We start from the raw sequence: 10,506 nt of genomic DNA, 5'->3' as shown, positions 1-10,506 counted from the left end.
ACAGGTTCGACTGGTGCCACCGGCTCGACCGGAGCGACCGGCTCGACTGGAGCGACCGGAGCGACAGGTTCGACTGGAGCGACCGGCTCGACTGGAGCGACTGGCTCGACCGGGGCGACAGGTTCGACCGGAGCGACTGGCTCGACCGGGGCAACCGGCTCGACTGGTGCAACAGGCTCGACCGGCTCGACTGGAGCTACCGGCTCGACTGGAGCGACAGGTTCGACTGGTGCAACCGGTGCGACTGGCTCGACCGGGGCAACTGGCTCGACCGGAGCGCCCGGTCCGACAGGTCCGACCGGAGCGACGGGGCCTGGCGGTGAGACCGGTGACCACCACCATGGCAACAACGGTGGCGGCAACGATCCTGACCACAACGACAGCAGCAATCCGGGGAAAGGCCATCCCAATGATGGCACTGACGCGGATGGTCCCCCTGACGGTCACACCGCCACGGTCACGGCCAGCACCCTCGGGCTCAAGGACTCGACGCAGTTCCTGCAATCCGGCTCGACCGACAGTGATGCCGTAAGCCCTGCGTCGTTCCGCCAGCTCATCGGACTAGCGGCCGGTTCGGTGACGACCGACCTCCTGAACGTGCTCAACACGATCAGGGGATTTGGCCAGAACCAGAACAAGCCACTGGGTGCGAGCACCGACCTGACCTCGGATCCCAAGCATGGTGCGGGCAGCGCCAACAGCGACGACACGGTGAAGAAGGCTCTGAAGGATATTCTGAAGCCGCATGAGTGAGCAGGAATGGTAAGTGGACAGACCACGACAGGAACCAGTCCAAGGCTGAGAAACGGGCGCGCGCGCTCTGCGGAAAGCAGGGTGCGCTCGCCCGTCATTTCTGACCGGGGACGGGTCCGTCCGACCGGCCGGCTCGGCGTGGATCAGTCCCCGCTTGAGATATCGGTGGGACGGTTCGCCTGGGGTATCGGCGCTTGCGTGTCGGAGGGAAGCCCATGGTGAATATCCCTCTGAGCGCCGAAATCCAGCCGGTGGCGGTCCGCGCCGGCATCGAAGCCGATACGACCGAACCGGGGCGGCTTCCCGGTGGTCCCGCCGAGTTTGAAGAGGTCGGGCAGCGCCTCAAGGCGATGTTGCGGGTCGCCCGCTATCACGGGGTCGAGCTCGACCCGGACGAATTCAGGGCGGCGAGCGGAAGCCTGTTTCCAACCTCCGCTGACCTGTCCGAGTGGGCGCGCAACGGCGGTATGTGGTCTCGCGCCGTCCGCGTTCGCTGGTCCCACCTCTTGCGCTTCCAGGATACCGGGCCGGTCGTCCTGCTGTTCAGTGATGGCGGCGCGGGGATCCTCACCGGGGCCAGTGCCGAGCGCAACCTGGTCTTCCTCAAAGGCGTGGACGCGCCTGATGACGGTGAATCCATCGCTATCGACGAGTTGCGCCTGTCGCAGGTGTGGACGGGGGAGGCGGTGCTGCTGCGAAATGCGCGATCCTCTGTTGCGGCGGACGCGCCTTTCACTCTCGGCTGGCTCGCCGAACTGGTACGGCTCGAAAGCCGGCCTCTGCGTGACGTCGCCATCGCCTCGTTCACGCTCAGCGTCCTTACCATCCTGCCGCCGCTCATCGTCATGACGGTGGTCAACAAGGTCCTGCAGTTCAACAGTGTCTCGACGCTGTTGCTCTTGTCGGCCATAATCGCCGTCGTCTTCGCCTACGAAACGCTCTTGGGCCACGCACGGCGGCTGATCATCAACGTCGTCGGCGCCCGCCTGGACACCAAGCTGCAACTGCACATTTTCAGTAGGCTCCTGCGCCTGCCGCTTGACTATTTTGAGCGTCATCCGGCCGGCGAGACGCTGTACCATCTCGCCCAGGTCTATCGCATCCGCGAGTTCCTGACCGGCAAACTCCTCAGCACGTTCCTTGATCTGATAACGCTCTGCGTGCTGGTACCGGTGATGTTCTACATCAACGCCAAGCTCGCCTGGATCGTGATCGCCTGCGCAGGCGCGATCGTACTGATCATTATTGCCTTCCTCAAGCCGCTGCGCCGGAGGTACCAGCGGGTGATTGAAGCTGAGACATGGAAATCGGCGGCACTCGGCGAAACTGTCGTCGGGATAAAGACCGTGAAGGCACTAGGTCTCGAGCCGCAACGCAAGGCGCTTTGGGACGAGCAGGTGGCGGAGGCGGGAAGGGCGCGTCTGGCTTTCGGGCAGTTCGCCAGCTGGCCGCAGACCCTGGTAACGCCGATCGAACGTGCCATGGTGCTCGGCACAATGCTGATTGGGGCCTATCTCGCGATGAACGACAGTTCCGGCTATATGGTAGGCGGCCTGTTCGCCTTCATGATGATCTCCCAGCGCGTCGCCCAACCGCTTGTCGGGCTGGCGCGGCTGATCGAAGACTACGAGGAGGTCGGCGCAGCGATCGGCGAGGCGTCGTCGGTCCTCAACCGACCACTGGAGAGCAGTTCGAATTCCCAGGGCTTAAGGCCGAGGCTCGTCGGCGAGGTCACGTTCAAGGATCTGACCTTCAGCTATATCGGCACCAGGACGCCGGCGCTCGACCGGGTCAGCTTCAACATTCCGGCAGGCACCATGTTCGGTATTGTCGGGCGCAGCGGGTCGGGAAAGTCGACGATCGCGCGCCTTCTGCAGGGGATCAACCGCGACTATAGCGGTTTCCTCAAGCTGGACGGTGTCGACCTCAAGGAATTCAACCTGCGTCACCTTCGCCAGGGGCTCGGCGTGGTGCTCCAGGACAATTTCCTGTTCCGCGGGTCGATCCGCGAGAACATCATCGCCGGGCGCGCAGGCCTGACGCTTTCCGACGCGATGCGAGCCGCGCATCTGGCAGGCGCCGAAGAATTTATCGAACGAATGCCGAATGGCTACGACACATACATCGAGGAAGGGTCGCCCAATCTGTCGGGCGGTCAAAAGCAGCGGCTGGCGATCGCGCGCGCCCTCATCCACAATCCGACTGTCCTTATCCTCGACGAAGCGACCAGCGCCCTCGATCCCGAGAGTGAAGCGGTCGTCAGCGCCAATCTCATGCGCATCGCTAGCGGGCGCACGATGATCATCGTTTCGCACCGGCTCTCTTCGCTCACCGAGTGCGACCAGATCCTTGTCATGGAGCAGGGCAAGGTCCTCGACGTCGCCCCGCACGCGATCCTGCTCGAACGATGCGCGCTTTACCGCCAGCTGTGGGCGCAGCAGAACCGGCACCTCGATGGCCGCCACGGCCGTCCGGTCGCCGTACCGCCGCGGTCGGGTTGACCGATGTCGCGCGGCGGTCGATTCGAGCTTTCAACAATGATCGCCCGCAAGACGGCGAACCGTTCCTTTGGCCATCGCGCTTCGACTGAAGATGGAATGGATGGGATCGGTTTCATTCGAGACAGTTTGTACTTCGAGTGCTTACACTCCAGGTCCAGCAAGCCATGACCACCACCTCTCTCACCATCCACCCCGCCCGCTTGCGTCGGATAAAAGCGAGCGATCCGACGACACCAGCCATTCTCGAATTCCAATGGCCGTCGACAGCGGTCGCCAATGCGCCAATTCCTCGGTCGGCGCGCGGTGTCGTCTGGATTATTTCGAGCATGGTGGTTGCCTTGATCGCCGTGGCGGGACTGATACCGGTCGACCAGGTGGTGACGGCCAGAGGGCTGGTGGTTTCAAAATCGCCCAACATCATTGTGCAACCTTTGGAGACGGCGATCGTCCGCTCGATCGACGTGCGCGAAGGTCAGCACGTAAAAGCCGGGCAATTGCTTGCCCGCCTCGATGCTACCTTTGCCTCGGCGGACCTCCAGTCGCTGGCGATGCAGGTCGCGACGCTTGAGGCAGAGGTGGCGCGGTTGAAGGCGGAGGCCGACGGCCAAGCTTTCAACTATGACGGTCTCGACCCGAGCTGGACCCTGCAGGCGTCTATCTTTGAGCGCCGCAAGGCAGTCTATGAGGCCAAGCTGGAGAATTTCGACCGGCAACGCGATGAACTCAGTTCGGTGATCTCGCGTTCTCAATCGGATGCCTTCGGCTACCGGCAGCGGCTCTCGGTCGCGGCATCGATAGAACAGATGCGCAAACAGCTGGAAGAAAGACAGGTGGGAAGCCGCCTCAATACCCTTATCGCGGAAGACAATTCGGCAGAGATGTCGCGGGCGCTCGGCAATGCCGAGCAAACAGCAGAGGCTGCCAAGCGCCAGCAGGCCGCGGTGGCCGCCGAGCGCGACGGCTACATTCAAGGCTGGCGAGCGGAAGTCTCACAGGGTCTGTCCGACGCGACCTCCCGGATGTCCGATGCTCGCGAACTCCTCAACAAGGCAAGGCTCCGTAAGCAGTTGGTAGAGTTGAAAAGCGAAGCAGACGCCATCGTCCAGTCGGTGGCGAAAGTCTCGGTCGGCTCGGTCCTCCAGTCGGGTGAGCGCTTGATCACGCTGGTGCCGGCCGACGCGCCGCTTGAGATTGAGACAAACGTGGTCGGCCGCAGCAGCGGCTTCGTGCACGTCGGCGACCCCGTGGTTATCAAGTTCGACACCTTCCCCTATTCGCAATACGGCCTCGCCCACGGCACTGTGCGATCGCTCAGCCCGGACTCCTTTTCTGCGCAGGAGCAAGCACGCGACCCCAACAGTTCCCTGGCCATGCTGCCCTCGGATGCCGAGCCATTCTATCGGACTCGCATTTCCATCGACCAGGTCGCGCTGCACGGGGTACCCGCCGGTTTCATCGTCAGCCCCGGCATGCCCGTGACCGCTGACGTCAAGGTCGGCCAACGCACGGTGCTCAAATATATTCTCGGCGCGATGCTGCCGATCGGCCAGGAAGCCATGCGTGAGCCATAGGCTGCGGCGCGCCAGCGGCCAGATGGAGGACATCAGGGACTCGGATCGATGACAATTCTGGATCGGCTGACTGGTTTCGCCAACCCTGCGGCAGCATTGCGGCGGGCGGTGCAGCTTTTTGACAGCGGCAGGCCTTCGGAAGCTTTTCCGCTCATGGCGATGGCCGCGCGCGCGGGCATCGCCGACGCCGAATATCGGGTTGGGCGTTGTTATCTTGAAGGCTCGGGTGTGCCGCCGAGCCGCGTGGAGGGGACGCGGTGGCTCGGGCGGGCGGCAAAACGCGGGAGCGCCGATGCACAGGCGCTCCTCGCCGCACTCTATGTGAGCGGACTGGCGACATCTGAAGCTGATGTCAAGCGCCCTGCATCGCAACGCCTGTTCGAACAAGACACCTTGGGTGAGCCGGACTTCGTGGCGGCACGCGAGTTTGCCACGAAGGCGGCCGAGGCAGGCTCGGCAACCGGTCAAGCAGTCCTCGGTTATATCCTCACCAGGGGTCCCGGACCGATGCGCGATGCGGATGCAGCGCACCGCTGGTATGAGCGCTCGGCCGCGGCCGGCTGCGCCGAAGGACGCCTCGGCCTTGCCCTTTCCCTGGCCCGGCAAGGTGGTCTCGCGGAACGGGACAGAATTGCTGACGAGGTACGTCGTGCCGCCGACGCTGGCCTGCCGACCGCAATCTACCTCTTTGCGATCTTCACCGAGCACGGGCTGGGCGTCGCGGGCGATCTTGCTGCCGCAGCTCGGCTGTATCAGGCGGCTGCGGAGCAAGGCCTGCCCTCGGCCCAATTCCGATTGGGATTGGCGATGATCGAGGGGAGCCTCGGTGACCTCGATCCTGTGGCCGGGGAAGCGTGGATGCGACGTGCCGCATTGGCCGGCAACGTCGAGGCGGCGTACCTCCTGGGGGAGCGTAACGTGAAGTACCGACCGCCGGATTATGCAGAAGCCGCAACATGGTATCGACGGGCGGCCGAGGCGGGTCATCAGGCCGCCGCTCGCGCCCTAGGCTCCCTTTACCTAACGGGAAACGGTGTTGCCAGGGATGAGCAGGAGGGGACACGCTGGCTGCGCACGGCCGCAACCAGCGGGAATCAGGCAGCACAAGTCGAGATGGCCAACCTCGCTCTGCAAGGGATTGGCGAGGCGGACGACACCACAAATGTAGCAGGATGGTTCGAAGCCGCCGCATCTTCAGGCGATCTGATCGCCGCATTCAATCTCGGCCTCTGTTTCGTCAAAGGCGTCGGCGTGCCCCAGGACGAAGGTCAGGCGGCGCAATGGCTAAGGCGCGCTGCTGAGGGCGTGGCCGAGGCCCAATATATGTATGCGCGCATCCTCAGGGATGGGCGCGGGGTGGCGGCCGATGCGCAGCAGGCCCGCGCCTGGTTTGCCCAGGCTGCCGACGGCGGCATACTCGACGCGCAAGTGGCACTCGCGGAGATGCTGCTCAATGGCCGTGGCGGCGATCGTTCGCCAGAGGCCGCGGTGCAGTTGTTCGAACGAGCCGCCGCCGCCGGTCATGTCGGGGCAATGTTTGCGCTCGGAGCGCTGCACAGCTCCGGCCAGGGTTTGCCGATCGACCAAGTGGCGGCGCAGAAGTGGTTCTCGGCCGCCGCCGAATGTGGGCATGGCCAGGCCCAACTCATGCTGGGCCGGTATCTCGCCAAAGGACTCGCCGGAGAGCGCGACCCGTTGGCCAGCCGCCTCTGGCTCGAGCGAGCGGCTGCACATGGCATCGTGGAGGCGGACGAGGAATTCGCTGAGGCTACCTCGGGTTGAGGTGTAATGGAATATGAGCAGGCGCGCCTCTGATTTCCTACGCAAATGGATTTGCGACCATCTACCGCCGCGAATTGACGACGCAGCCCTCGTCGTGACCACCATGGCGGCCGACGCCGTGCGGGCGGCAGAGGCTCAAGGCATCGCACGCCAAGAGATCGACCGAGAAATCGGAAGCGTCTACGAAGCGACCATGCGCACGCTCCAGGATCGCACGTCCGGTTTGCCGGATTAGGCACAACGCCACGACCTCGGGTGCAAGAGTTACCTTAAGCCTTGGGTAGCCGATCGGGCTTGGGATTTCCAAGGAGGAGGAAGCACTCTCATAAGCCTGGACGTGTTGCCATAATTGGCGGAATCCCGTTCAGTCGCACTGAGGGGCAGGGTGTATTTGCGGCGCAAATAGGTCGGTCATAGCAGGAGGCGCGGCTTCTCGCCTCGATGCTCCTTGGACAACCGCAATTATCGCATCGCCTAGCCCGTTTGCGTTCATCATCATGGCCATCAAAAGAATCTCAACTGGTGGCATCGCAACACCGTATGATATATACAGATTGTCTAATGTGATCGTTTGCCCCGGGTGCGATTTAGATGCCCAGCTTTACGAACAGAAGGGTGCTGTCGAGGAGTGTGGTCGAAATGGGCCTCTTCTCCGCGGCAATGAACACCCTGGTGTTGATTCTGCCTCTCTACATGCTGCAGGTATATGACCGGGTTTTGCCTGCGGCCAACCTCGACACGCTCGCCTATTTGACCTTGCTTGCTCTATCGTCGCTCTTGCTGTTCGGCGTACTCGAAGTCGTGCGCAGCGTATATGCGAGCCAGCTCGCCGCTCGGCTGGATGTCTCTTTGGGTGCATCATCATTTCTTGCGGCAATGAGCGGTCCGCGTGCCGGTCTCGGCGACGTCCAGGCCCTGCGCGACTTGGCGACCCTGCGGGGATTCATCGCTTCGCGAACCATCTTTTTTCTATTCGACCTCCCTTTTGGGCCGATCTTCGTGGGCCTGCTTTACTTCGTCCATCCGTTGCTCTTCCTGGTAACGGTTATCGGGGCGGTTCTCATGGTTGCCATCGCTGTGCTGAACCAGATCGCGAGTTCGCGACCCAGCAAGGAGGCGGCGGACAATCTTAGCGCCTCAATGAATTCGGCGCAGGCCTTCGCGCGAAACTTCGAAACGGTCCGCGCACTCGGGATGGTGTCCAACGCGATAGAGTTCTGGGGGATCCGTTTTTCCGACTCACTGCACGCCTCCGACGGACTGGCTCGCATCAACGCGTTCTATGGTGGTGTGTCCCGCACGACGCGGTCGGTGCTGCAAATCGCGATATTGGGCGTCGGTGCATATCTGGTTCTGCACAATGAAATGACCGCAGGCATGATCTTTGCCTCATCGATGATATCGGCGCGGGCCTTGCAACCTCTTGATCAGATCGTTGGAAGCTGGCGGCAGATCACCGACGCCAATCTTGCATGGAAGCGGCTTTCGGTATCCCAATCCGGGCCGGACAAGCAGGAAAACCCGGCATTGCCGAGTCCCGATGGAGTGTTGAGCGCAGATCAGATAGTCTATCATCTTCCAGGTTCGGCCGACGGTGCGATGCCGCTCATCAAGCGTGTGACTTTCGAGGTCCCCGCTGGCCAGACCGTCGCGATCGTCGGCCCGAGCCAGGCAGGAAAATCGACGCTGGCGCGGCTCATCGTCGGTGCAATCCAACCCCGTTCGGGCGCGATCCGTCTCGATGGCGGCGATATTCGAAACTGGGATCCGGAGGAACTCGGCCGTCACATAGGCTACCTTCCACAGGATGTGGAACTCTTCCCTGGAACCATCGCACAGAACATTGCGCGCTTTGAGCCGGACGCATCCGACGAGAAGTTAGTTCAAGCGGCCCGGAAGGCGCAGGTACATGAGCTGATCATGGGGCAGAGGAACGGATACTCGACGGTGATCGGCCCCGCTGGCGTTCGCCTTTCAGGCGGCGAGCGTCAGCGCATTGGCCTTGCACGCGCTTTTTATGGCGATCCCAAGATACTGGTTCTCGACGAGCCCAACGCGAATCTTGATTCCGACGGCGAAGCCGCGCTCGAGCGGGCGATCATCCAAGCGCGGTCGCGAAAGACGACCGTCCTCGTCATTACCCACCGGCCCTCCCTCGCTTCCAAATGCGATCGCATCCTCATGCTGCTAAACGGTCAGGTCGAGATTTACGGTTTGACCAAGGACGTGCTCGACGAACTTGCTCAGCGACGGGCCCGAGCGGCAGCAGCGGCGACCGCTCAGTCGCATGACAATGAAGGAGTGGTGCCTTTCCCGTCACAGGCTCGCGTAGAGGTAAAAGTCGCAAATGACGGCCCCTAGCCAAACCATCCAGGCTGGCGCCAAGGCTTATCGCTGGCAGCGCAACATCGATACACGCACAGATCGGATCATGCTGGCGGGATATGCAAGCGTGGCCGTTTTCGTGCTTGGCTTCGGGTTCTGGGCAGCCACGGCGCCGATTGCTGGAGCAACCATTGCGCCGGGTGTGGTCGCCGCAGCAGGGCAGAATGTCATGATCCAGCACCTCGAAGGAGGCGTTGTCAGGAGCATTAGAGTTCACGAGGGTGACAGGGTCTCAAGAGGCCAGGCCCTGATCGTGCTCGATCCGACGATGGCGCGGTCCCAGCTCAACCGGGTTCTCAAGCAGTGGGTTGCACAAAAAGCCGAGATTTCTCGGCTCGAAGCAGAGCGCGACGGCCTTGAGAGTATTGTCTTGTCCAGTGACCTCGGAGCCTATTCAGGCGCTTCAGAATATAGCGATGTCTTCGGCGAGCAAAACAAGGAATTTCAGGCGCGGCTAGCGCGTTATGGCGCGGAACAGGGGATACTGAAGCAAAGGGTGGCAGCACTTCAGGACGCCATTGTGGGGTTAAAGGCTCAAAAGAAGGCAGCGGAAAATCAGCTTGTGATCGTCAACGAGGAGACGGAAAGAAAAAAAGACCTGCTACAAAAAGGACTCACAAATCGTTCCGAATATACCAGTCTTCTGCGCAGTACCGCCGAGTTGGTAGGACAGGCGGGATCTCTGGAAGCGCAGATCGCCAGCTCGGCGACCCAGACTGTGGAAGCGCGTCAGCAGATTGAAAGGCTTACAACCAGCCGGGTCGAGGATGCCGTCACCGAACTGAACAAAGCACGGGCAGAGGTCGCGGATCTCGAGGAACAGATCAACGCTGCGCGATCAGTCCTGGACCGTACGACGATCCGGGCGCCTGTGGACGGCATCATCGTGCGCTCGCTCTACAATTCCGAAGGCAGCGTCATCCGCGCCGGGGAGATCGCGATGGAGCTTCTGCCGACCACGAACGAGCTCATCATCGAGGCCAGGATAAAGCCTGAAGATATCGACTCAATCAGGGTCGGGCAGGACGCAAACATGATGTTCACGGCACTCAACGCGCGCACGACGCCGAAAGTGTCCGGAAAGGTCTTTTATATTTCGGCCGACCGGCTGATGGCACCCAATACCGGACTGCCTTACTTCACCGTCCGGCTTAAAATGGCCAACAAGCTGCCACCGCAGGTCAAGCCCGACCAGATCTATCCAGGCATGCCGGTCGAGACATTCATCTCAACGGGCGAACGAACGTTTCTGGCTTATCTGACCAAGCCCTTGGTGGATTCGTTCCAACGCGCCTTCCGGGAGAGATAGCCCCCCGCATCTTGGATATCGGAAGCTCCGATGTGAAACGGCGCTATTATTTTCGAACCTGCGCCCTTCGACGTCAGACGAAGTGGAAGAGGGCATCTACCATCTCTTCAGGCGACTTGCCGAGCGTGTTGAGATGGATCTCCGGGTTCTCCGGTGCTTCGTATGGAGAATCGACACCGGTGAAATTCTTGATCTCGCCATTCAG

General features: G+C 61.8%; 7 protein-coding genes and 2 pseudogenes. 8 read left to right on the top strand and 1 reads right to left on the bottom strand.

Features of this window, described 5'->3' with window-relative positions:
* The 8 genes and pseudogenes from FJ941_RS29605 to FJ941_RS28675 all read left to right on the top strand — a co-directional run.
* Positions 1-323, top strand: a pseudogene (locus tag FJ941_RS29605) (hypothetical protein); the annotation flags it as partial.
* A gap of 253 nt (positions 324-576) precedes the next feature.
* Complete coding sequence (locus FJ941_RS29600; RefSeq protein WP_181166789.1) at positions 577-753, top strand: hypothetical protein; 177 nt, start codon at positions 577-579, stop codon at positions 751-753.
* A 215-nt stretch (positions 754-968) separates the two neighbouring features.
* Positions 969-3,254, top strand: coding sequence for a peptidase domain-containing ABC transporter (locus FJ941_RS28700; protein WP_140510955.1), 2,286 nt, complete (start codon positions 969-971; stop codon positions 3,252-3,254).
* Between the two features lie 164 nt (positions 3,255-3,418).
* Positions 3,419-4,825 (top strand): HlyD family type I secretion periplasmic adaptor subunit, encoded by a 1,407-nt coding sequence (locus FJ941_RS28695; RefSeq protein ID WP_140510953.1) that lies wholly within the window; start codon positions 3,419-3,421, stop codon positions 4,823-4,825.
* A 48-nt stretch (positions 4,826-4,873) separates the two neighbouring features.
* The gene (locus FJ941_RS28690; protein WP_140510952.1) at positions 4,874-6,607 is read left to right on the top strand and encodes an SEL1-like repeat protein; all 1,734 of its coding nucleotides are present in this window, start codon (positions 4,874-4,876) and stop codon (positions 6,605-6,607) included.
* Positions 6,608-6,620: 13 nt separating this feature from the next.
* Positions 6,621-6,842, top strand: a complete 222-nt coding sequence (locus FJ941_RS28685) for a DUF768 domain-containing protein (RefSeq protein WP_140510950.1) — start codon at positions 6,621-6,623, stop codon at positions 6,840-6,842.
* A gap of 356 nt (positions 6,843-7,198) precedes the next feature.
* Positions 7,199-8,968, top strand: coding sequence for a type I secretion system permease/ATPase (locus FJ941_RS28680; RefSeq protein ID WP_140510949.1), 1,770 nt, complete (start codon positions 7,199-7,201; stop codon positions 8,966-8,968).
* Positions 8,955-10,301, top strand: a complete 1,347-nt coding sequence (locus FJ941_RS28675; protein ID WP_140510947.1) for an HlyD family type I secretion periplasmic adaptor subunit — start codon at positions 8,955-8,957, stop codon at positions 10,299-10,301. The genes FJ941_RS28680 and FJ941_RS28675 overlap by 14 nt, the downstream gene beginning before the upstream one ends.
* A gap of 36 nt (positions 10,302-10,337) precedes the next feature.
* Here FJ941_RS28675 and FJ941_RS28670 read toward each other — a convergent pair.
* Positions 10,338-10,506, bottom strand: a pseudogene (locus tag FJ941_RS28670) (adenylyl-sulfate kinase); the annotation flags it as partial.

Source organism: Mesorhizobium sp. B2-3-13 (assembly GCF_006442195.1).
In the GTDB taxonomy this organism is placed as follows: Bacteria; Pseudomonadota; Alphaproteobacteria; order Rhizobiales; family Rhizobiaceae; genus Mesorhizobium; species Mesorhizobium salmacidum.
This window is presented reverse-complemented; position numbering and strand designations above follow the sequence as displayed.